Origin of the sequence: Vibrio sp. YQ_11 (assembly GCF_043103065.1) — a bacterium.
In the GTDB taxonomy this organism is placed as follows: Bacteria; Pseudomonadota; Gammaproteobacteria; order Enterobacterales; family Vibrionaceae; genus Vibrio; species Vibrio parahaemolyticus.
Genome location: NZ_JBICJM010000052.1, coordinates 1 through 22,157, shown reverse-complemented (window position 1 = coordinate 22,157; position 22,157 = coordinate 1). Strand labels below are relative to the sequence as shown.

Annotated in this window: 14 protein-coding genes; 9 read left to right on the top strand and 5 right to left on the bottom strand. The window is 42.7% G+C overall.

Features of this window, described 5'->3' with window-relative positions:
* Window positions 1-20: 20 nt before the first annotated feature.
* The gene (gene tsaD / locus ACF8EG_RS24070; protein WP_011105657.1) at window positions 21-1,037 is read right to left on the bottom strand and encodes a tRNA (adenosine(37)-N6)-threonylcarbamoyltransferase complex transferase subunit TsaD; all 1,017 of its coding nucleotides are present in this window, start codon (window positions 1,035-1,037) and stop codon (window positions 21-23) included.
* Window positions 1,038-1,267: 230 nt separating this feature from the next.
* Between tsaD and rpsU the strand changes: the two genes are divergently transcribed.
* The 9 genes from rpsU (at window position 1,268) to ACF8EG_RS24025 (ending at window position 14,772) form a co-directional block, all read left to right on the top strand.
* Complete coding sequence (gene rpsU / locus ACF8EG_RS24065; RefSeq protein WP_001145625.1) at window positions 1,268-1,483, top strand: 30S ribosomal protein S21; 216 nt, start codon at window positions 1,268-1,270, stop codon at window positions 1,481-1,483.
* Between the two features lie 28 nt (window positions 1,484-1,511).
* On the top strand, window positions 1,512-1,955 hold the full coding sequence (locus ACF8EG_RS24060; protein WP_005453780.1) for a GatB/YqeY domain-containing protein: 444 nt from the start codon (window positions 1,512-1,514) through the stop codon (window positions 1,953-1,955).
* A gap of 148 nt (window positions 1,956-2,103) precedes the next feature.
* Complete coding sequence (gene dnaG, locus ACF8EG_RS24055; protein WP_005453774.1) at window positions 2,104-3,864, top strand: DNA primase; 1,761 nt, start codon at window positions 2,104-2,106, stop codon at window positions 3,862-3,864.
* A gap of 99 nt (window positions 3,865-3,963) precedes the next feature.
* The gene (gene rpoD, locus ACF8EG_RS24050; protein WP_005453778.1) at window positions 3,964-5,826 is read left to right on the top strand and encodes an RNA polymerase sigma factor RpoD; all 1,863 of its coding nucleotides are present in this window, start codon (window positions 3,964-3,966) and stop codon (window positions 5,824-5,826) included.
* A 1,149-nt stretch (window positions 5,827-6,975) separates the two neighbouring features.
* Window positions 6,976-8,373 carry a site-specific integrase gene (locus tag ACF8EG_RS24045; protein WP_242525377.1) on the top strand — a complete coding sequence of 466 codons (1,398 nt, stop codon included), beginning with the start codon at window positions 6,976-6,978 and terminating at the stop codon, window positions 8,371-8,373.
* Window positions 8,363-11,482 carry a hypothetical protein gene (locus ACF8EG_RS24040; protein WP_130250692.1) on the top strand — a complete coding sequence of 1,040 codons (3,120 nt, stop codon included), beginning with the start codon at window positions 8,363-8,365 and terminating at the stop codon, window positions 11,480-11,482. Before ACF8EG_RS24045 ends, ACF8EG_RS24040 begins: the two co-directional genes overlap by 11 nt.
* Window positions 11,475-12,113 (top strand): hypothetical protein, encoded by a 639-nt coding sequence (locus ACF8EG_RS24035; RefSeq protein WP_130250693.1) that lies wholly within the window; start codon window positions 11,475-11,477, stop codon window positions 12,111-12,113. The genes ACF8EG_RS24040 and ACF8EG_RS24035 overlap by 8 nt, the downstream gene beginning before the upstream one ends.
* On the top strand, window positions 12,113-12,577 hold the full coding sequence (locus ACF8EG_RS24030; RefSeq protein WP_130250694.1) for a hypothetical protein: 465 nt from the start codon (window positions 12,113-12,115) through the stop codon (window positions 12,575-12,577). Before ACF8EG_RS24035 ends, ACF8EG_RS24030 begins: the two co-directional genes overlap by 1 nt.
* Window positions 12,568-14,772, top strand: coding sequence for an AAA family ATPase (locus ACF8EG_RS24025; protein WP_130250695.1), 2,205 nt, complete (start codon window positions 12,568-12,570; stop codon window positions 14,770-14,772). The genes ACF8EG_RS24030 and ACF8EG_RS24025 overlap by 10 nt, the downstream gene beginning before the upstream one ends.
* 871 nt (window positions 14,773-15,643) lie before the next feature.
* Here the strand turns inward: ACF8EG_RS24025 and ACF8EG_RS24020 are convergent.
* From ACF8EG_RS24020 to ACF8EG_RS24005, 4 genes are all read right to left on the bottom strand, one after another.
* A complete protein-coding gene (locus ACF8EG_RS24020; RefSeq protein ID WP_392419830.1) occupies window positions 15,644-18,868 on the bottom strand; it encodes a type I restriction endonuclease subunit R in 3,225 nt (1,074 codons plus the stop codon).
* Window positions 18,869-18,884: 16 nt separating this feature from the next.
* Window positions 18,885-19,814, bottom strand: a complete 930-nt coding sequence (locus ACF8EG_RS24015) for a COG2958 family protein (RefSeq protein ID WP_392419828.1) — start codon at window positions 19,812-19,814, stop codon at window positions 18,885-18,887.
* Window positions 19,814-21,112 (bottom strand): restriction endonuclease subunit S, encoded by a 1,299-nt coding sequence (locus tag ACF8EG_RS24010; RefSeq protein ID WP_392419826.1) that lies wholly within the window; start codon window positions 21,110-21,112, stop codon window positions 19,814-19,816. Before ACF8EG_RS24010 ends, ACF8EG_RS24015 begins: the two co-directional genes overlap by 1 nt.
* On the bottom strand, window positions 21,102-22,157 hold a 1,056-nt coding region (locus ACF8EG_RS24005; RefSeq protein WP_392419824.1), incomplete at its 5' end, for an N-6 DNA methylase. The genes ACF8EG_RS24005 and ACF8EG_RS24010, both read right to left, overlap by 11 nt.

The window sequence follows — 22,157 nt, the reverse complement described above, 5'->3', positions numbered from 1 at the left end:
AGTCAATATACAAGGTTTGATTACGCGATTGGCGTTAGCTGGTCAATTGGCCAGCGCGGACGCGCTTCCACCGACATATCTGCAACTTCACCGTTCTTCAAACGTTGCATACCTGCATACGCAATCATTGCACCGTTGTCAGTACAGAACTCGGTACGTGGGTAATACACTTCACCACCGATTTTCTTCGCAAGCTTCTCAAGCTCTGCACGCAAGCGACGATTCGCACTTACACCACCAGCAATAACGATGCGCTTCATACCGGTTTGCTCTAATGCACGCTTACATTTGATTGCCAACGTTGCACAAACGGCTTCTTCAAAAGCGTATGCAATATCAGCACGAGTCTGCTCGTCATCGCCATTCGCTGCAATCGTGTTTGCCGTGAAGGTTTTCAAACCCGAGAAACTCATATCCAAACCCGGCACATTGGTCATTGGTCGTGGGAACTTAAAGCGACCCGGAGTACCTTTCTCTGCTAGCTTAGATAACAGAGGACCGCCTGGGTAATCTAGCCCCATCAGCTTAGCCGTCTTATCAAATGCTTCACCGGCTGCATCATCAATGGATTCGCCTAGAATCTTGTATTCACCAATGCCTTTTACTTCCACCATCATCGAGTGACCGCCAGAAACCAGCACCGCCACAAATGGGAATGGTGGTGGGTTGTCTTCTAGCATTGGCGCAAGTAAATGACCTTCCATGTGATGAACAGGAACAGCAGGCACACCCCATGCGTAAGCAATACTACGACCAATGGTTGCACCCACTAGCAAAGCACCAACCAAACCAGGACCGGCCGTGTAAGCCACGCCGTCGATGTCTTGGGATGTTAAGTTTGCTTCTTTTAGTGCCTCTTTAATAAGAGGAATGGTTTTCTTTACATGGTCACGTGAAGCCAACTCTGGCACCACGCCGCCGTAATCCGCGTGAAGTTTTACTTGGCTGTAAAGCTTGTGCGCCAACAGGCCTTTTTCATCGTCGTAAATCGCGATTCCTGTCTCGTCACAAGAGGTTTCGATACCAATAATGCGCATGGTTTTCTCAGTATGCTTTCTGTATAGAGGAAATTTGGGCGTCATATTACCTCGCCTTGGTGCTTCAAACAAATTTTGTACAGACAATAAACGACAAAAGGCTTTACAAAGCTGTTGTGATCGGATTAAAATTCCGCACCATTTTTGATCAAGCTGGTAAGTGACCAAACAATTATGATTTGGTCTGTTGAATGCCAGCGTTAACGAATAACCCCTGAGGTGAAAGGCATATGCCAGTAGTTAAAGTACGTGAAAACGAACCGTTCGACGTTGCTCTACGTCGTTTCAAGCGCTCTTGCGAAAAAGCAGGTATCCTTTCTGAAGTGCGTCGTCGTGAGCACTACGAAAAACCAACTACAGTTCGCAAACGCGCTAAAGCAGCAGCTCAAAAGCGTCACGCTAAGAAGCTAGCTCGCGAAAACGCTCGTCGCGTTCGCCTGTACTAATAACTGAGCTCCCAAAAGGAATTTAGTTATGGCTCTCATTGATCAACTCAAAGAAGAGCAAAAATTAGCGATGAAAGCCAAGGACAAATTGCGCCTTGGTACTATTCGTTTAGCCTTAGCAGCAATCAAGCAACGTGAAGTTGACGAGCAGATCACTCTGAACGATGACGACATTCTTGCTGTGTTGACTAAAATGGTTAAGCAACGTCGCGACTCTGTTACGCAGTACGAAGCAGCTGGTCGTCAAGATCTTGCTGATGTGGAACAAGCAGAAATTACAGTTCTTGAGGAATTTATGCCTCAACCACTGACAGAAGAAGAAGTTGCTGCTCTTATCGAGAAAGCAATTGCAGAATCTGGTGCAGCTGGCATGCAAGACATGGGCAAAGTAATGGGCGTTCTGAAACCACAAATTCAAGGGCGTGCAGATATGGGTAAAGTAAGCGGTTTAGTTCGCGCTAAATTGGCTTAATACCCCACCCAATTGCAGCAAGCCGTGCTATCCTTTGGAACGCACGGCTTGTTTGTATCTGGCAGAATGGAATAAAACAAAGTCTCGCACATGCTTTTCTCTATAACCCATTCACACCAATCATGATTTTTCTTTTTTGTTAGGTTTTATGGCTGGACACATCCCTCGCAGTTTTATTGATGACCTTCTAGCTCGGCTTGATATTGTCGATATCATCGACGCACGCGTGAAACTTAAGAAAAAAGGCAAAAACTACGGCGCTTGTTGCCCATTTCACAACGAGAAAACACCGTCATTCAGCGTGAGCCAAGAGAAGCAGTTCTATCACTGTTTTGGCTGTGGTGCACATGGCAACGCTATCGACTTTATGATGGAGTTTGAACGCCTAGAGTTCGTTGAAGCGATTGAAGAACTTGCCTCTTATCTAGGTTTGGACGTTCCTCGCGAACAACGTAGTGGTGGCAGTGGTCAGTTCAAATCTGGACCGCAAGCAAGTAGCAGTGAAAAACGCAGCCTGTACGATTTAATGGGTAGCATTGCCCAGTTTTACCGTAACCAACTCAAACAACCTTCGAGCAAGGTCGCGATTGAATACCTAAAAGACCGTGGTCTATCTGGTGAAATCGTTCAGAAATTTGGCATTGGTTACGTGGCTGACGAATGGGATTTAGTCCGTAAAAACTTCGGCCAGAATAAAGACAATCAAGACATGCTTGTCACTGGTGGCATGCTGATTGAAAACGACAAAGGCAACCGTTATGACCGCTTTCGTGGTCGTATTATGTTTCCAATTCGTGACCGTCGTGGTCGAGTAATTGGCTTTGGTGGTCGAGTACTTGGTGAAGGTACGCCAAAATATCTCAACTCACCGGAAACGCCAATATTCCATAAAGGCAAAGAGCTTTATGGCCTGTACGAAGTGTTACAAGCGCATCGTGAACCAGCACAAATTTTGGTGGTTGAAGGCTATATGGACGTTGTCGCTCTGGCTCAATACGGCGTAGATTATTCCGTCGCTTCGCTAGGCACTTCGACAACGGGCGATCATATTCAAATGTTGTTCCGCCAAACCAATACCGTTGTGTGTTGTTACGATGGCGACCGAGCAGGTAAAGAAGCGGCATGGCGAGCGTTAGAAAACGCACTTCAATTCCTCAAAACCGGGAACACATTGAAGTTCTTATTCTTACCTGATGGGGAAGACCCAGACAGCTACGTTCGTAAATACGGCAAAGCCGCGTTCGAGCAACAAATAGAACAAGCGACACCACTATCGAGCTACCTTTTTGACAACTTGATTGAGTTACACCAAATTAATTTGGGTAACAACGAAGGTAAGTCTGCGTTGAGAGCATACGCTAGCGCCTTGATTGACAAGATTCCTGACCCATACTTTCAGGAGTTGCTCGAAAAACTATTGGATGAGCGCACGGGGTTTGATAACCGCTTACGTCAGCCTCGTAAAAAGATAAGTGAAACTCGACCTCAACCGCACAAAGAGATCAAACGAACTCCTATGCGTGAGGTTATTGCTCTACTTATTCAAAATCCGAGCTATGCTCAAATGGTACCGGACCTTTCCTCAGTGAGAGACTTATCCATACCAGGCCTAAGTTTATTTGCAGATGTACTTGATAAATGCCAGGCGCATCCCCATATCAACACAGGCCAATTATTAGAGCACTGGCGCAACAGCCAGAATGAGGCACTTCTGTCTCGTCTTGCGAGCTGGGATATTCCGCTCGACGAAGACAACCAAGAAGAAATATTTTTAGACTCACTGGATAAAATTATTGCCCAGTGCGTAGAAAAGCAAATTGAAAACCTGCAGGCCAAAGCAAGAAGTGTCGGTTTATCAGCCGAAGAGAAAAGGGAGCTGCTAGCACTTATGCTAGATTTAAAAGCGTAACCCTGTTTAATTAGTCAGCAACAATTTAATTTGTTATAGTAAGTGGTTTGCATTTCGCATACTGATTCCTTCACCAGATTACGAAGTTGGATACCGTCTATGGATCAAAATCCGCAGTCACAGCTAAAGTTACTTGTTATTAAAGGCAAGGAGCAAGGCTATCTGACCTACGCCGAAGTAAATGACCACCTACCTGCTGAAATCGTAGATTCAGAACAGGTAGAAGACATCATTCAGATGATCAACGACATGGGTATCAAGGTAGTAGAAACTGCTCCTGATGCTGATGATCTAGCACTGAACGATGACACAAACATTACCGATGAAGATGCAGCTGAAGCTGCAGCAGCAGCACTTTCTAGCGTAGAAAGTGAAATTGGTCGTACAACAGACCCAGTTCGCATGTACATGCGTGAAATGGGTACTGTAGAGCTGCTGACTCGCGAAGGCGAAATCGACATCGCAAAACGCATTGAAGAAGGTATTAACCAAGTTCAATCGTCTGTTGCTGAATACCCTGGCACTATTCCTTACATCCTAGAGCAATTTGATAAGGTTCAGGCAGAAGAACTTCGTCTGACTGATTTAATCTCTGGCTTTGTAGATCCTGACGCTGACGATACAGCAGCGCCAACCGCGACTCACATCGGTTCTGAACTGTCTGAAACTCAATTAGAAGAGGAAGACGAAGAAGACCTAGAAGATGATGAAGAAAGCGATGACGATTCAGATGATTCGGAAGAAGATGTAGGTATTGACCCAGAGCTAGCGCTTGAGAAATTCAACCAGCTACGCAGCACTTACCAAAATCTTCAGCTAGCGATCAATGAGTACGGCTACGACAGCCCGAAAGCAACCGTTGCTAACGAAATGATGCTAGACGTATTCAAAGAATTCCGTCTAACACCAAAACAGTTCGACCACCTAGTGAACGAACTTCGCACAGCAATGGATCGCGTTCGTACTCAAGAACGTTTGATCATGAAGTCTGTGGTTGAATACGGCAAAATGCCGAAGAAATCGTTTATTGCCCTATTCACTGGTAACGAATCAAGTGATGCATGGCTAGACGAGATCCTAGCATCTGACAAGCCATACGCTGAGAAAATCAAACGTAACGAAGAAGAGATCCGTCGTTCAATCGCTAAGTTAAAAATGATTGAAGAAGAGACATCTCTAAACGTACAAAACATTAAAGACATCAGCCGTCGCATGTCTATCGGTGAAGCGAAAGCACGCCGTGCGAAGAAAGAGATGGTTGAAGCGAACTTACGTCTTGTAATTTCTATCGCGAAGAAATACACCAACCGTGGCCTACAGTTCTTGGATCTAATCCAAGAAGGTAACATCGGTCTGATGAAAGCGGTAGATAAGTTTGAATACCGTCGTGGTTACAAGTTCTCGACTTACGCAACGTGGTGGATCCGTCAGGCAATCACTCGTTCAATCGCGGACCAAGCACGTACGATTCGTATCCCGGTACATATGATCGAAACGATCAACAAGCTAAACCGTATCTCTCGTCAAATGCTACAAGAGATGGGTCGTGAGCCGCTACCGGAAGAACTGGCAGAGCGTATGCAAATGCCAGAAGACAAGATCCGTAAAGTACTGAAGATCGCTAAAGAGCCAATCTCAATGGAGACACCAATCGGTGACGACGAAGATTCGCATCTAGGTGATTTCATCGAAGATACAACGCTAGAACTACCGCTAGACTCTGCAACAGCAACAAGCCTGAAAATGGCTACAAAAGATGTACTTGCAGGCCTAACACCACGTGAAGCGAAAGTACTTCGTATGCGCTTTGGTATCGACATGAACACTGACCACACTCTAGAAGAAGTTGGTAAACAGTTCGACGTTACTCGTGAACGTATCCGTCAGATCGAAGCAAAAGCTCTACGTAAACTTCGTCACCCTAGCCGCTCAGAAACTCTGCGCAGCTTCCTCGACGAATAATAAAGCGTTGGACAAAAAAGGTGACCTTAGGTCACCTTTTTTATTATCACTGGTTCTAAGTGGATAAAAACTAAGCGCAATTGCCCTAGTTGCTATCTAGACACCTTGCAACGCTTCCCCTATAATCGTTGACCTATTAAGGCCCCTTAGCTCAGTGGTTAGAGCAGTCGACTCATAATCGATTGGTCCCCAGTTCTTATGAGGGGTAACTCTTGAGGTTGTATTTGAACCTCAAAAATGTAAAAATTGCCACGTAGTTATTTTGTATAATAACTACATGGAAAAAAGCCTGAACATTCTAAATGTTTCAGCAACAAAATATGGCCCCTTAGCTCAGTGGTTAGAGCAGTCGACTCATGAATTATTGTGACCTATGTTAGTAATAACATATGGAAAAATCGGATGAATTGCTGGAAAGCTACAGGATAGTTATCTATCCCAAGCCAATCAGCAGCCAAGCCTCTCAAGCGTGAGAGGAAGGTTCAGAGACTAGTTGGTTCAGCACGATCTTGCTGTGTAATACAACACTAGCGTCCGACATCCCACCGCAATGCGAGGATGATGATATAGTCCAGCCCTTTACGAAAGTATTGGATAAACTGAATCGATTGGTCGACAGTTCAAGTCTGTCAGGGGCCACCACATACTTACTTAATCAAATAATTTGGTTAAGAGAAAAGAGAAGCCCCTAAGGCTTCTTTTTTTGTTTTAAAATTCCCTACCATACGACATTACAAATACGACCCAATTAAGGTTACATTAAAAATCACAATAACTATTTTCCGAACTATGCTAAAAAAGAATGGAGTCTAGACCTATAAAATAAGGTTATATTTGGAATTTCGTATCCAGCAATATCTTCCACACTACAACAACTAAACATTTACCTCTTGACAAACCCAATCTACATCTAAGCTTTAGAAACTAATCTTCTTCGCTCCAAAGAAAGATCGTTTTGACAAAGAACTTACCAATATGAAACCGATCAGAGCGAAACCGAGACGGTTGTATGCTGATGAATACCACCTTTCCAACAAATCTCATCCGATAGGATAGAAAAGAAACTCAGTCATTTCTCTTGACAACCCCACTTTTCCAAATATAACCTAAAAAAAGATACCACTGTGTAAAAAAACAGGATTAGTAGCATTGAAGAACTTTGTATGCATTAAAAGCGACGTCATCAGTCAGGGAATGATTCTGCTAAATATTGATACCTCAGAAGAATACAGACCATTCGAAGAGTACGTTGATTTGCTGATCTACGATAAAGGCTACTCCAATAACACCGTTGAGCAATATTCAGGTCATGTCAGCCGATTCCTTGACTTCCTTTACGAGCTAAGGGTTGTATCGACAGAACTGAAAACAGCCATTGAACCATGCAACGTTTTTCGCCTATACGAGGATTACTTACTTCAAGGTACCAACTCAGAATCCGAAGTAATACGACAAGTAGCAGAAAATATTGGCAAAACCAACAGAACCAGCCACAAAAGCATTAGTGAAGGCATTGAAGCATCTCTATCACTTTTTATGTCAATGAGGTTATTCAATGACTCTGACGATGATTCATTTCGCAGGCAGATCACCCAAGAAAGAGATCCTAACTATGTAGAACTTTCCAATATGGTTCGAAACTCATGGCTCGCAGCGACAATGCGTCTGAAAAGAAGGGGCAAAACTAGCGTCAAACTTTTCCGTCGTTCTACAAGAAGAGCAAATAAAGCTTCAATTAAAGTAGAGACACAGGAAAAAATTGACAAATCTTTCCCTATAAATCGAAGCGTAGATTTTTTTAGTCAAGCAAGTATAAACTCAACGACTAGATTTACAAAAGTGAGAGACTTCCTACTTTACTCACTCTTAGCTGCAACAGGCATACGCACTTCCGAAGCTCTCCAGCTTACTATTGACGATATTGACTGGAATAATCGATCCATCAATGTAGTCTCGCCGTTTACTCGCAAAAACGTCGGGTTAACACCTAAGGAAGAATCAAAGCTTTTTGATAAAGGTAGAGCTACATCAATGACCTTCATGATTCAGCCATTCGCCAGTATTTTCTGGTCAATACTGAATATTTACATGTCGAAGCACTACAAATCCAATGTCAGTCACCGCTTCATCTTTCAGAAAATTAATGGTCGCCCTTATTTTTCCACTGACAGAAAGACACGCTCTGATGCATTTAAGAAACACATTAGCAAGTACGACAAATCACTTATGCACCTGAGCTTACATGGGTTTAGGCACACTTATGCATTTTACACACTAAACTACCTACCTATCGTTGATGAAAATGGCAATCCAACAGGCAACCAAGGCTTACCCATTACTTACGTAAAAATTCTCTTGGGACACCAGAACTTAAGCTCTACAGAGGTGTATGCGAAAGAAGATACAGACTTAATCGAATTCATGCTTTCTGCATCAAATGGATATATGAGGGATAAGTGCATTTCATTCAAAGATCTCCAAAATGAATACTATGACCGACAGATAAAGAAACTAGAGTTGGAAAAGGAAAGTCTAAATGCAGCCTAAGCTATTTAATGACACAGATAAACCGATCATCATCTGTAATAAATCAGAAATTAGGCAAAAGATTATTGAGTCATTTGATTTAGCCAAAAAGCAGATTTGTATTAGGCAGGGGAAGAGCAGCCTTTCTAATAGCGATGGTAAAAATGAGAAAGCAAGAGTTGGCGCTACAAAACTTTCTTTATTCAAATACTTTGATCACTTCGAAGATGATTTTGAACTCAATGAACAGTGGTTTTTTGAAATTTATCGCATAATCGGAGAGAACCCTAAGGACGCACGACATCAATATACAAGTGTTCTTCCAGAGAACTCTCGCTACGAGAATATAACCCTCAATGATGCTAGAGGATTGCGGACGGATTTAAATATATTCCTTCATTGCTGCTGGGCAAGCCGATTTATCCTACTTCCTGTTAAATACAGTGGACTTCCAGTTGTCGTACTGGATGGAGACACTGGTAAATTTAAAAAAGAGTTCGCCTTTGGGGCCTACCCTGAAGTGCTCAAAATTATCCGAAAGCCATTCAATGAAGATTTGGAGTGTAGTGTAGACATTAGTGAACATATACCCTCCCAAGGACTTAAAAATCTCGATTGGTATGCTTATAGATATGCAAGAGCGAGCGCTGCGTGGAATATAGAAGACATTACCGACGAACTATTGAGTCAGGTACATCCCATTAGTAACGCCCCAAGAACAGTGGATTGGTATCACGCAATTTTAGCTGCCGCTCCTGAAAGAGTTAAATTCCGAGAAGAATCTCTTTTCTCTAATACGAATCATGTTTCTGGAAAATCACAAAAATTATCAATTGATAACTTCTCGCATACAGAATTAGATCAGCACCCTGCCATCATAACGTGGATTAGGGATATCAATAAATTTTCCGAAGTAATCAAGGATAGAGGCACAAAAAATCATACTAAATATCAACCCCAAATAAGAAATGCCATGGCAATCCTTATGAGGCATTTCGACACGCTTCCTGAGCCTCATGAATTAACACGAGAGCATACGAATTTAATTAAAAAGAGTTTAGGGGAAGGCGTACAAAAATCAACGCTAAGAGACAGGCTATATAAAGTTATTGCTTTTTTTGATTACCTTGAAAAGGTTCATAAAAACTTCCAAAACCCTATGAGTCCTAAGTTAGATATTCCTGTGACGTCTCGAAGCAAAGGAACAAAAAAGAAGTTACCGCCGGAAGGGAGTTTCCCTGTTTTACTCTCATATCTATATGGTCTTGCTGAATGGGTTTGGTACATGAACCATCACAATCAACACAAGGACGAATTCATCAGCAAATATAATAGTGCGTCAAAACTCTATGATACTGAAGACTCGGGGTTTGTGCCTATTTTTAGGCACAATGACGTCTACCACCCTATTAATAAGATTCCAACGTCAATAGCGACAATACAAAGGGTAAGAACCCGCCTAGAGTCTCAACTTAAGGAAAATACTATTCTACCTCATTACATTCACTTAACTATCGCAATAGCAGAGACGGGCATCCGATTAATGGCTTTGAGATGGTTGGATGAGGCAACGTATGACAAAGGAGTAGATCGTAACTTCTTTAATGATAAGTCATATATGACAACTAAATTATGGGTTAATACAGATAAATCTCATGAGGCATGGGAAGCCGATGTTAGTGAAAGCGTGATGGGTATTTTAGATAGACAATCTAAGTGGAAACAAACATTCCTTAACGGTAAAGATCTGGCAATTCCATATGATGGACATGAAGAGTCCAACTTTGATTTGATTAGGCCGTTATTCGCAACGTTGAATTTTGATTTATCTTTAAGTGATTCTTTTATTACCGCTTCAGACAACAATTACCGAACTAAGTTCAGAGCAATACTAATGCATTTCTCCTACATATATCACCACCTTGGGGAAGAAGCACCTGTAAGTATTGATGAAAACTTAGATCTAATTGGAAACTTGGGACGATTGGAACAGATGAAAGGTGATAAAGCCATACCAATCACCCCCCACTCAATGCGCTCTCAAGTCGTAAGCGACAAGATCACGATTCTTCCGCCTTCAATTATTAAGCGTACAACAGGGCACGCCACTGATTCTCACGTAATATATTATGCTCAAGTAAGTTCGTCATACCTTGACGCCCAAAAGTCAGCTCAGGAGCAAGAATTTAGAGACCTCACTGCACCAATGATGATTAATACTAGGGCTAAAAAGTCAGCGTTATCTCAAGCTTTTAGAAAAGACCCAATAGGTGCAATGAATGATTTTGGAGCAATCGCATTCTCCGACAACCATTCAAAAACACCTCGTAGTGGGATGAAGGTAATCAGTGACTTAACTCAAGATATTAAAGAAAAGCCTGATGGAACAATATCTATTCTTGATGTAATAGTAATTAACTCCACTCATATTTGTCCCTTTAACAATATCTGCCCTGATGATGTAATCGAGGATTATCCTATTGGGCTTGCCCCCTGTGGAGAGTGCTCATATTCAGTAAAAACCGTAGATAACTTGCCAGCTATTAGCGCCAAAATTAGAGCACTTACCGACAAAACAAAAGAGTGTGAGGTAACAATCAATGAGGCGAAAATCAATGGCGAAGATATGAGAGGATACTTGGATACAATAGCACTGAAACAGTTTTATTCTAGAGAAGTGTCCGCGTGGGCGACCACAGCAACGTGCTTAGAATCAATGGCACAAAACCTATCATTAAGGGATAAATGGCTCGTAACTAAGCCCGAGTTTATCAAAGAACAATACACAAAATTGAGAGCCTCCAATGAACTAAGCCAAGTTTTGGTTCAGGTAGACGAGGCCATCAGCAGTCATGAATTTCTGACGCCACAATTAAAGGCAAAAGTAACTCTGTTGCGTAACAAAATCCTTGCTAGTACAGGGCAGTTCAGCGCCTTACTAGGCCCCATTCCTGATGGAAGAACTCTTCTTTCGGATTTTAAAGGCGTAATAAAAAGCATCTGTGATATATCTGGTATTGGAATAGAACAGCTACCTAGGCAGCTCGAAGAGATTAACACTGATGCCCAGAAAGCTCTTAGTCACACTTTAAATCTTCCAAAAATGAATGCAGGAGATAAGAATGCCTAAAGGCGCTCTAAAGGGGCAAAATCGTTTCAAAAAGACTCAAGAGGCCAACATCAGTTTTCGGGTTAAGCGATTAGAGGAACATGTCGTACCACAGATGAAAGCCATCTGTGACAACGCTCACATACCCAACAAAACTAAGTTTCAGAAGTTTTGCGCCGACGTATTTAACAAAGATTTACCCTTAAACGAAAAAAAGATAACCCAAAGAACAATTGCTTCCAACGATAAATACTGGAGTATTGTCGGTGCCGTTTTTCATTCGTACTATGACCCCAAAAACTCCACAACCTTGGAAGCCCTCAGGAAAGAAGGTTTGAATGTACTCAACGATAAAATGAGGATCGAAGAGTTGCAATCAGAGAAAAATAGGCTTCAAAAAGAAAATGAGGCGCTAAACCGATATATCGCTAAAAGTAAGCTGGAGCATAAATCTCCCACTGAGAGTTCTGTAATGGACAATAAGACCGTTAACAACTTGATTGCAACTATTGATTTTCTTATTAAGGCTACAGATGGTGTAGTGAGCATTGATAAAGAGACGAGGACAATAACCAATCTTGCAGATGATATAAATGGCGAATTACATAAGACGATCAGTTCATCTTACTTTGATATTCTTGAGGGTAAGTAATGGGTGACAGCACAAAAAAAACAACGCCATTCGAAAGGTATCAATCTTATATCGAGAAACTAATAATTGACCAGCAGCCACTGCCTGTTAACAACTTCGGCGATATAAATTTCACCGTTATTGGGAAGGCTTGCAACGTTCGCAGGCAATGGTTTAGCGAAAGCTTAGATAAGAAAATGCCCAACGGGAAGAGACTGAAGGATCAAATTAATTTTGATATTAAGATGCTTGGAACTGCGACTACTAAGCCTAAGACTCACCGCCCTCCCCTCTCAGACAAAGCTGACGATCTGAGAAAGGAAAACAATCGCTTGTATAAGAAGGTAGAGTTAGCCACTGCTGAAGTTGAACAGTTAAGAAATGAGAATGCAAAGCTCAAAAGCCAACTAAAAATGACCCAAGAAGAGTCTGCAAATCGATTTGATGAAATGATGGAAAGTGGGAGAAGTTTTTTGTGGAACTAGTTCTCCGTGTTACATCCGTTTCTTTAGGTGTCTTTGGTGGATTTGTCTTTGGTGGGATGCGGATAGACCGAAAGGCTAAAAAAACATACCTATGTAAAGCCAAATATAACATCTGCACTCGCTCACCTCGAATAGGAGAAATCTGGTCTGTAAAAGGCAGTGAAACAGCCCGTGATGAATACAAAACTTTCATCACCTTAGAGTCCTGCTCTATTGAAAGCATTGAAACAATCAATAATGATAGGTTACTCGCTTGGCATCTTAAAAAACACAATTCATTTCGTGGTTTCGGTCTCGGCTCAAAGAAGATTGATAAACTGATTGATGCAATTGGAGGAAGTGAGTTAATCAGCTTGCTCAATAATGGAAATTGGCATCCTCTCTCTGGTCTAGTCAATGAACGAATTGCTCAAACTCTGACTAAAAAATGGATGTTCCTTAAAAATGAATTTGAAACCATTCAGTTTTTAACTACGCACAACATACCTCTTTCAGTTGCGAATAGATTACTAAACGTATGCCGAATAAATACAGTTGAACGCTTACAGGCTAATCCCTACGCACTAATTTCGTTCTATGACATCATACCCAACATATGGACTTTGGTGGACAAGGTCGCTCAATGCCTTGGAATTCCAAAACACGATGAACGCCGATTAATAGGGATGATTGAGTTTTGCCTATATAAGAGGCTCCAACGTGGACATACAGGCACGAGCTGTCGAGAACTCAATCGTCTATTAATGACGCTGAGGCTAATGAATGATGAAATTCTTGTAGCTCAAGCGATCCGAGTAGCCCTTTCAAAAAAAGTTATCTGCCATAAAAATATCGATGGCACTAGGTATTACCAGTTGTCTTCTGTCGGTTACATTGAATATGAAGTTGAAAAATCTATCCGTAATCTTAAGGAAAAAACCATTAAAACAGATTTATTTGATGGCACATGTACCGATATTGGATCAACTTTATATGCATACAACAAAATTTTCTTTGAAAATAACGGATACTCTCTAACGGAATCACAACTCAACGCGATAGCAGCAAGCTTAACCAACAATCTAGCTGTTATTGATGGGTATGGTGGTACAGGAAAAACTACCATATTAAAAGCTATAGCTGATCTATCTGGAGAAAGAATCCCATATATTTTGGCATTGAGTGGAAAGGCAAAGGAACGAGCAGCAGAGTCAACTGGGCTAAAGACTTATACGATTCATGACTTCATAAATAGACTTCACTCCCAAAAGATATCAAGAATCAACAAGATGCTCGTCGTTATAGATGAAGCATCAATGGTTGATATCCTACTGATGAATAAACTATTTAAGGCTCTTAGAGACACAGACTTCAAACTTATCATGGTTGGAGATGAAGGACAGTTGCCACCTATAGGTTTTGGTCTATGCTTTCACCGCTTGGTTTCCATTCAAGAACCAGAGATATTGAAAGTGGTCAAACTGAGAGAGGTTCATCGAGCTAAATCTACAAGTATGCTGCATCATGTATCCATGGAAGTCCGAGAGGGGAGATTACCAATCCTTGCCGAGTGGTCTGGAGAGAATGAGGGCGTATATTTATTACCATGCCGCACAGAAAAAGAAATGCATCAAGTGCTCTTATCAGCCAAGAAAATGAAACCTCAGGCTCAGATTGTTACCTCACATGTTACCGAAAAACGAATTGATTCAGCTAGAGGCGTCAATAACTTCATGCAGTACAGCATCCAAGAGAGCTTTCTCGACGGTAGATATTGTATGCAGCTAGGAAAGACTCGAATAATGGAAAACGACCCCGTAATTGTTACTCAAAACATGTATGAGTTTGGCTTATATAACGGTAATACTGGTGTTGTTAAGTCTGTATACCTGTGTGAGGAGAGCGATGAGGTCGCATGCGACGTATGTTTTGGCGATAAGGGAATCATCAGTATAACAAGGTCAAATGCATGGGCGCTTGGTTTAGATCTTGCTTATGCAATATCCGTTCATAAATCCCAAGGCTCCGAATATGATACAACTATTGTATGTGCTATTGAGGACTCCCCACTTTTAGATCGGAGTATGTTTTACACCGCCCTAACAAGATCTAAAAAACTAACTCTTATCGCCGGACGATATGATGTCGCTAGAAATGCCGTTCAAAGAGGAAACCGAGCCTCCGAGATAGACACTCTCTTTGATATCTGCACTTAGTTCTAGCTAATACACAAAAAAACCTCATGTTCTTAATGGCTGTACTCCTAAACTTACCACTGTTGGCGTTAGTGATCCCAGAGTCACCATAGTTAAGTGGATGAGGTTACATTTCCATCGATTTAGCGTTGCGATCCTAAAAACACCATAGTTGAGAGTATCGGTGTACCTACAATCACCTGTGTTTACTGATAAGCGATCCCAGAATCACCATGGTTGGAGTGAGCATTGGGCGATATTTCAACCGATTTGGCGCGGAGATCCTAAAAACACCATAGTTGAGAGCATCGGTGTACCTACAATCACCAATGTTTGCTGATAAGCGATCCCAGAATCACCATGGTTGAGGTGAGCATTGGGCGATATTTCAACCGATTTAGCACGGCAATCCTAAAAACACCATAGTTGAGAGCATCGGTGTACCTACAATCACCAATGTTTGCTGATAAGCGATCCTAGAATCACCATGGTTGGAGTCAGCATTGGGCGATATTTCAACCGATTTAGCACGGCAATCCTAAAAACACCATATTTGAGAGCATCGGTGTACCTATAATCACCAGTGTTGGGCGATAAGCGATCCCAGAATAACCATAGTTAAGGTTGATTGTGGGTTATATTTTAATCGATTTAATGATTGCGATCCTAAGAACACCATAGTTGAGGGCATTAGCGTACCTATAATCACCAGTGTTCTCAGATAAACTCAAAATTTTCACTCGTGAAAAAGTCGATAGATTAACGATTTTCCTGAGATATACCGTGAGATGACAGAATTTTCACTAGTGAAAAATTCAGCGACTTAAACAATTCCTGAGTGATGTCTAAATTAGGCTATATAAAAGGCAAGGGAAAACCCATGCCTTTTTAGTTACTTATACCATCCATCAGCTAGCACTTCGGCTTGATCGAGCACCAACTTAATTGCCTCTTCAGCCGCATCCGGTGGGTACTTCCAGCGGCGCAATAAACGACGCACAAGGTTACGCATCCTTGCACGCACGCTTTCTCGTTTCTGCCAGTCTACCGTAGCGGATTGACGCAGTTGGTGGGTTAGCTCAATCGCGAGTTGGCGCAAGTTATCATCACCTAAGGTGCGAACTGACGCTTCATTAGCGATCAGAGCGCGGTAAAAAGCAATTTCATCTGGAGAGAGATTGAGCTTAGCCATCATGTCGGCATCGGCTTGCATTTCCTTCGCCCAGCGGATCAACTCTTCAATCACCTGTGCGGTTTCAATGCTACGGTTATGGTATTTGCGCAGTGATTCCATGATGCGCTCTGAGTATTTTTTCTCTTGCACCACATCGTTTTTCATTCTTGCTTTCACTTCGTCGCGCAGCAGTTTTTCTAGCAGTTCTACGGCTAAATTCTTCTCTTTCATATTGGCAACATCTTCCAAAAACTCAGGAGAGAGCAAGCCAATATTGGGCTTATCTAAGCCAACGGTTTTGAAGATGTCATCGACTCCATCTGCCACAATGGCATTGTTTAGGATCTGGCGCAAAGCAGAATTACGCAATTCATCACTACGCTTTTTATCAACTGTCGAGTGTTTTAAGAAGGCGGTCTTGATCGCTCCATAAAAAGCAATCTCGCTCTTATAGCCGTCCACTTCATCCAAGGTATTACATAGCGAGAAGGCTTTCATAAGCGCTGCCATGACATCAAGGAAGCGGCGTTTACCATCACGACATTCTTCGCCTTTGCTGTTGCGGTGTGAGAGACCAGAGATATGGTTCACGGCTCCCGGAAGCAGTTGCAGCGGTTTGGTTTCAAAATCCGGACGATAGTTGAAGATGTCACCATCAACAGGCGTGGCAAACATACCGCGAATTACGTCGATTTTTTCCATAAAGACTGCGAAAGCTTCAGCGGTATCAACAGTTGGCTTGCCTTTACCCTGACTATTGGTATAGGTCTTCAGTGCGTTTTTAAGTTCATTGGCAATACCAATATAGTCAACAACCAAACCTCCGGGCTTATCCTTAAACACACGATTCACACGCGCTATCGCCTGCATCAGGTTATGGCCTTTCATTGGCTTGTCGATATACATTGTATGGCAGCAAGGTGCATCAAAACCTGTTAACCACATATCTCGCACAATCACCAGTTGCAATTCGTCATCGGTATCCTTGTAGCGTTTCTCGAACAGCCTCTTGGTCTTCTTATCATGGATATGAGGCTGCATTTTTGCTTTATCAGCGGCGCTGCCTGTCATAATAATTTTGATCGCGCCTTTGTTTGGATCATCGCTATGCCATTCAGGTTTAATCGCCACAATGGCATCGTATAAATCCACACAAATCTCGCGACTCATGGCAACGATCATTGCCTTGCCCGGAAAGGTTTCACAACGAGTGGTAAAATGCTCGACCAGATCTTTTGCCACCTGCTGGATGCGTGGCTCGGCACCGACCAGTTTTTCTAGCGCCGACCAGTGTGATTTGATTTTCTCACGGCTGGCGGTTTCTTCGTCTTCACCAATTTCTTCTTCAACCTGATCGTTCAGCGCTTCAATTTCATCTTGATTGATATCGAGCTTGGCTAAGCGAGATTCGTAGTAAATTGGCACTGTCGCGCCATCATCGACCGCGTCTTGAATATCGTAGATAGAAACATAATCACCAAAGACACCGCGAGTGTCTTTATCGTCCATCGATATCGGTGTACCTGTAAAACCAATAAAAGCGGCATTCGGCAGCGCGTCACGCATATATTTGGAGTAACCATAAACATAACGCTGATCAATCACATTGCCATTCTCGTCTTTGACATCAACAAGGCGAGCTTTATTGCCGTACTGGCTGCGGTGAGCCTCATCGGAAACTACCACGATATTCGAGCGCTCAGAAAGGACAGGATGTACCATTTCTTCATCGAGCAGCGCAAACTTTTGTACGGTTGTGAAGATGATGCCACCGGATTGACGATTGAGCAGTAAATCGCGTAATGAATCACGATCTTCTGCCTGCTGAGGAATCTGTTTTAGCGTTTCTTGCGCCATCGTAAAGGTGTTAAATAGCTGGCCATCTAGGTCATTACGGTCAGTCACCACTACTAAGGTTGGGTTATTCATTTCTGGTTGTTGCAGCAATTTACTTGCGTAACAGACCATCGAAATGCTTTTTCCACTTCCCTGAGTATGCCAAACCACGCCCGCTTTTTTACTTCCGGGCACCACGGTATTGGCGTAATTTGCCCGTGGCTCAGTAATTTGGTCAGACGTTGTGGCAGCCGTGACGGTTGCCTTAACAGCAGCTCGGACTGCATGGAATTGGTGATAACCTGCGATTTTTTTGATGATCTTGTCGCTATCATTTTCGAACAATACGAAGTAGCGAATGTAATCGAGCAGCAATTCTGGCTTAAAGAAGCCACGCACCATGGTTTCTAATTGGAATTCGAGTAACGGCTTATCGTCTTCGTCCTCGATGGTTTTCCATGGCAAAAAACGCTCTTTATTAGCCGTTAACGAGCCGACTCGCGCCGTCCAGCCATCAGAAATGACCAGCGCTTCATTGAACACAAAGAGATCAGCGATTTCTTCTTTATAAGTTTGGATTTGATTGTAAGCATTCCAAATGTCGGCGTGATCATCGGCTGGGTTTTTCAGCTCTATCACTGCCAAAGGCAAGCCATTGATAAAGACTATCACATCTGGTCTGCGCTTGACTTTGGTGCCCGTGATGGTGAACTGATTGACCACTAAGAATTCGTTATTCTCGCGGTTCTCAAAATCAATTAATCGAACATGAGTATGCTTGGTCACCCACTGTTCTTGCTCCATTACCGAGTATTCAACAGGCACACCTTCGATTAAATATTGGTGAAAGAGTTTGTTGTTTTTAATCAGTACAGGCGTTTGCGGCGTGGCAACAGTTTTCGCCACTTCGATTAAGGTATCACTGGGCACATTTGGGTTTAAGGTTTCCAAGGCAGAGACTAAACGCGCCTGTAGCGTGACTTGCTGATAGTTTTCACGTTCAGGCGTATCACCATCTGGTGCGATGTCATAGCCATTTTGGTATTGGTAACCTAGCTCTTTAAACCAATCGAGGCATTGTTGTTCTAGTTGGTCTTCAGTAATCATTAAGCCTTTATCCTTATTATTTATTCCATGCGCTCTTAATCAACCGTCCGGTTTGGTTATAAATGCCAACCTGCTCAATGTAATGGTGGAAATCCCTATTTTCAGAGACGATTCGGTTCGCAGATTGCCAATCCACGTTGACTCTCTCTTGAGCTGGAATGAGTATTTGGCTATCAAACAAAGATTCAGTATCCAGAATCAGCACGCCAATCCCGTGCAAGCTCGACAACATTTGCAGCTCACCTTCAACGTCGCTATTTAAGCCTGTGGCAACAAGGTAGCCGAAATTGGCCCAACTCGAATTCGATACGGCTTGGAAAAAGTATTTTCGTACATTGCCTTTGGTAAGATGCTTCTTCACTTCAAAAGACCAAAGTCGAACCGAGCTGTGATTCCCACTGCGCACACAGCTTCTCACAATTTCATCCCAACCTTGGTCGAGCGGCTCTAGCGCCACCACATCAGGATGTAACCAGTGATTGCCACCGTTGCCATGAGAGTTTTTAGATTTACGCTCGTCAATGCGCTGACAGTAAAGACCCAAATCCTTGCTGAGGTACTCAATCAACATTGGGTAGAGATCGTGCTCACTGAAGCTTTGAGACACTAGAGGGGTGTCGACTTCCGGCTCTTCCAATTCATCATGGCTGTCATCAACAGAAACTAAGTCGGGATTCTCGTTCCAATAGTAAATACGTGGACGTGGCTTATCGCGAGTCGCTACGTTAGCGCACGCTTTTTGAGCGGCACGGGTTCGTTGACCACCGACTTCTGCCGCCAACTGGGCGATCAACTTTTCATCGGTATCATAACGAGGATTGGTTTGCTTTTCGGCAATTTCTTCTGGGTAACGAAGCACAAACTCTTTTGCTAAATCCCGAGCAGTAAACTTCTTGTCGGGATTCGCTTTCAGCGTTTCGATAATCATTTCTACTCGGGTTGCCACTATTCGACCTCTATTAATTCTTGAGTTTTTCCTAACTCGATTTCGCCGGAAAGCAATTTAGGAAGCAGTGTGTCTCGCAGTTTTGCTAGCTCAACATTTTCATTCAAATTACAGATACGAAGCCTGAAGAGATTTTCTACTTGAGAGTTAAATGTTTCTAACAATGATTCAGGAACTGACAATACTTCCGTACTTTCAACCAACCCTTTACTAATATTTTGTTGTGCAGAGCCAACAGCCTTTCCAGCTAACTCAGCAACTCTATTTTTGAGTTGAAGATAGTTATACCACTGGTGTTCTTTTTTAGGCATTAATGCACATACAGCTTGGTTCGTCGTCAAAGGTATTGATGTTAAGGATACTTCCCCAGCAGTAGCACCATAGAGTGCTACAAGCGTTGATAGCTCAGGCACCCATTTAGCAGAAGACTTATCTAAACCTAATTGGGTAATCCTATTCTCAACCGCAGTTATAATTGACTGCCGAACCTCACCAGAGGTTAACCATGGAATCGTGCCGTCATCCCAATATGATTTTTCGTTTCTTTTAGGCGTACCACCGTTTTGAACTTTGGTACAAAGGTCTTTAATCGGTTTGATTTCCCAACCTTCAGGGATCAGGCCAAGCTCAGACTCAACTAGCTTTTCGGGGAATAGCGAGGCAGTAGCCTCATCCATACCCTCGGGTTGCTCGCCATTCATTTTGGCTTTCACGGGGTCGAAATCGACAAACCATGATTTGAAGATGACTTGGGCCATTTGTTCTAGGGTTTGGTTGATTTTTGTATTCGTATTAATTTTCGAATCAATTGCCCCCAAGACTAAAGATACGGATTTTTGTGTTTTAAGATCGGGTAGCTTAAATGAATACTCTCTCATCAATTTGAGTCCGACGTTTTTAATAGTCGAACCTGTAGCGAGATTGTGTATGTAATATTGAAAATCATTGCCCGTTAAAACATACCTTATGAAATCTTTATCGACTTCTGGCAATACGTTCAAATAGCAGGCGCTCTTACCTAAAAAGACTTTCTCTCCTTGATAAGTACCAATATTTCCCAGCGTGCCGTTGATTGAAACCAAGATAGTTCGATCATTTAAGTCCTTTTTGTGTTTCAGGTATTCTTCTTCAGATGCACGTCTTGTACTTTCATTAATGATAATGGAACCATTTGATAAGTTGTTTCCATTAATGAAGAAATACTCACCGTTATCATCGTATTTTGGCGTTCCATGTAAGCCATCACCAATTTTTGACGTTACTTCAGCTAGAGATACTAGAGGCCAATTACAGCTCATAACCCAACCCCGCTAGGTTCTTCTTGATCTCGGCTTCAAGCATTGCTGACTCTTCAAACTGCTCGCTCAACTTAGCGGTTAGTGCTGCCATCTTCTCACCAAATGGAATGCCATCTTCTAGCTCTTCAGCCGCACCAACGTAACGTCCCGGAGTGAGTACAAAATCCTGTTTCTTAATATCTTCCAACGCTGCGGATTTGCAAAAGCCTGCTTGGTCTTCGTAAGCCACACCATTAACTTCTTCGCCTGTTTTCCAAGCATGGTAAAGGTCAGCAACTTTCTGGATGTCATCACGAGTGAAATCGCGCAGTACACGGTCTTTCATATAGCCAAGGTTACGCGCATCTATGAATAGTACTTCGCCTTTTCGATCACGTAGCTTACGACCTGATTTATCAGTACGTGCTTTCTTGTTTTTGGTTAAGAACCAGATACAAGCCGGAATCTGCGTGTTGGTAAACAGTTGCCCCGGAAGCGCAACCATACACTCGATCAAATCGTTCTCGACCAAGGCCGCACGAATTTCGCCTTCGTTGTTGGTGGTTGAACTCATCGAGCCATTAGCAAGAAGTAAGGCTTGAGAACCATCTGGTGCAAGGTGGTAGAGCATATGCTGCATCCAAGCAAAGTTGGCGTTACCTGATGGTGGAGTGCCATATACCCAGCGTGGATCGTTATCATCGACACCTGTATTCCACTCTTTCATGTTGAAAGGAGGGTTTGCCATTATGAAATCGGCACGTAAATCAGGGTGCTGGTCATTGGTATAAGTACTGGCAGGTTCCTTGCCAAAATCGTAATCCAAGCCACGGATTGCCATATTCATCGCAGCAAGCTGCCATGTGGTGTAATTGTACTCCTGACCGTAAATCGAGATTCTTTGTTTTTGCGTCAGCGGGTCGATTTCTTTTTGGTTGGCTCTACGTTCAATAAACTTCTCTGATTGCACAAAGAAGCCACCACTACCCATTGCAGGGTCATAGACACGACCTTCAAACGGTTCAATCATTTCTACAATTAAGCTAACAATTGAAGCTGGCGTAAA

Bases quoted from the DNA above. Each gene is read 5' to 3' on its own strand.
- tsaD (WP_011105657.1), bottom strand. From the start codon at position 1,037: ATGCGCATTATTGGTATCGAAACCTCTTGTGACGAGACAGGAATCGCG.
- rpsU (WP_001145625.1), top strand. From the start codon at position 1,268: ATGCCAGTAGTTAAAGTACGTGAAAACGAACCGTTCGACGTTGCTCTA.
- ACF8EG_RS24060 (WP_005453780.1), top strand. From the start codon at position 1,512: ATGGCTCTCATTGATCAACTCAAAGAAGAGCAAAAATTAGCGATGAAA.
- dnaG (WP_005453774.1), top strand. From the start codon at position 2,104: ATGGCTGGACACATCCCTCGCAGTTTTATTGATGACCTTCTAGCTCGG.
- rpoD (WP_005453778.1), top strand. From the start codon at position 3,964: ATGGATCAAAATCCGCAGTCACAGCTAAAGTTACTTGTTATTAAAGGC.
- ACF8EG_RS24040 (WP_130250692.1), top strand. From the start codon at position 8,363: ATGCAGCCTAAGCTATTTAATGACACAGATAAACCGATCATCATCTGT.
- ACF8EG_RS24035 (WP_130250693.1), top strand. From the start codon at position 11,475: ATGCCTAAAGGCGCTCTAAAGGGGCAAAATCGTTTCAAAAAGACTCAA.
- ACF8EG_RS24030 (WP_130250694.1), top strand. From the start codon at position 12,113: ATGGGTGACAGCACAAAAAAAACAACGCCATTCGAAAGGTATCAATCT.
- ACF8EG_RS24020 (WP_392419830.1), bottom strand. From the start codon at position 18,868: ATGATTACTGAAGACCAACTAGAACAACAATGCCTCGATTGGTTTAAA.
- ACF8EG_RS24010 (WP_392419826.1), bottom strand. From the start codon at position 21,112: ATGAGCTGTAATTGGCCTCTAGTATCTCTAGCTGAAGTAACGTCAAAA.